Source organism: Streptomyces sp. NPDC059455, from assembly GCF_042750115.1.
Lineage (GTDB): Bacteria > Actinomycetota > Actinomycetes > Streptomycetales > Streptomycetaceae > Streptomyces > Streptomyces endocoffeicus.
In genome coordinates, this window is sequence record NZ_JBHYVB010000140.1 from 29,559 (window position 1) to 31,344 (window position 1,786).

Here is a 1,786-nt window from a genome sequence, read left to right on the forward strand (position 1 = left end):
TGTGTGTGGCGCGGGGGGGGGGGGGGGTGGTGTGCTCGTTGTCGGGGCGGGGGGTGGGGGGTGTCGCTCCCCTGCCCCCCCCCCCCCCCCCGGCCCGGGAGGAAGGAGCACGACGGACATGCACCCGCACACCTCTCCGCACTCCAGATCCGACTCCAGATCCGACTCCGGAAACCGCTCCCGGCTTGGGGCGCGCCTCGCCGCCGCCGGGGCCACGCTGCTGCTCGCCCTGACCGCCCTGCCCGCCGCCGCGTCCGGGGCCGCCACATCCGGCGCCGCCGACGACCGGGTGCTGGTCTTCTCCAAGACGGCCGGCTTCCGCCACGACTCGATCCCCGACGGCATCGCCGCCATCAAGGAACTCGGCGCGCAGAGCGGCTTCGCCGTCGACGCCACCGAGGACGGCGCCGCCTTCACCCCCGACAACCTCGCCCGCTACGACGCCGTCGTCTTCCTCTCCACGACCGGCGACGTCCTCGACACCGCCCAGCAGTCCGCGTTCGAGGGCTATGTGCGGGCGGGCGGCGGCTACGTCGGCGTCCACGCGGCGGCCGACACCGAATACGACTGGCCCTTCTACGAGGGCCTGGCCGGGGCGTACTTCCAGTCCCACCCCGCGATCCAGCAGGCCACCGTGGACGTCGAGGACCGGGCCAACCCCGCGACCGCGCATCTGGCGCCGACGTGGGAGCGGACGGATGAGTGGTACAACTACCGCACCAACCCGCGGGAGCGGGTGAAGGTCCTCGCCACGCTCGACGAATCCTCGTACCAGGGCGGCGCGATGGGCGAGGATCACCCCATCTCCTGGTGCCAGGAGTACCGGGGCGGCCGCGCCTTCTACACCGGCTTCGGCCACACCAAGGAGTCCTACGCCGACCCCGCCTTCCGGCAGCATCTGCTCGGCGGCCTCCGCTACGCCACCGGCGCCGCCCACGCCGACTGCCGCCCCGAGCAGGGCTACCGCCCGCTCTTCGACGGCACCTCGACGGACGGCTGGAAGCAGGCGGGCCCCGGGAGCTTCACCCTCGACACCGAGTCCGGGACCCTCACCTCGACGGGCGGCATGGGCATGCTCTGGTACGGGGCCCGTGAGCTGGGCTCGTACTCGCTCAAGCTGGACTGGAAGATGGCGGGCGACGACAACTCCGGCGTCTTCGTCGGCTTCCCGGCCTCCGACGACCCCTGGTCGGCGGTCAACAACGGCTACGAGGTGCAGATCGACGCCACGGACACCCCCGACCACACCACCGGCTCGGTCTACGGCTTCCAGTCCGCGGACCTCGCCAAGCGGGACGCGGCGCTGAACCCGCCGGGGGAGTGGAACACCTACGAGATCCGTGTGCAGGGCGAACGGCTGCGGATCTGGCTCAACGGCGTGAAGATCAACGACTTCACCAACCGGGACCCGGCGCGCAGCCTGCTCCAGGGCTACGTCGGCATCCAGAACCACGGGGAGGGGGACGAGGTCTCCTTCCGCGACATCCGCGTCAAGGACCTGCCGGCGAAGGGCGGCGGCCACCACCAGCGCCACCACGACGGCTAGGCGCCCCCGATTCGCCGTCCCGACGGCCCGAGGGGAGCCGTGGGGACGGCGTGGCGGCGGGCAGGAGTACGCCGCCTCCTCCCGCCGCCACCCCCACCACCTGTCCAGCGCGGGCACCCGGACGGCCCCGGGTCAGCCACCCGGCGGCGGCCGGCCGCCCGACCCCGCCCCCGCTCACCGGGCCGGGGCCGGCCTGGCCCACCCCCGCCCGCCACAACACCCCCCCCCCCAGCCCCACCC

At 73.7% G+C, this 1,786-nt stretch carries 1 protein-coding gene; it reads left to right on the plus strand.

Annotated features, from left to right (window positions below):
* The first annotated feature begins 118 nt into the window (after positions 1–118).
* Positions 119–1,546 (plus strand): ThuA domain-containing protein, encoded by a 1,428-nt coding sequence (locus ACFXB5_RS36905; protein ID WP_385216560.1) that lies wholly within the window; start codon positions 119–121, stop codon positions 1,544–1,546.
* Positions 1,547–1,786 lie beyond the last annotated feature (240 nt).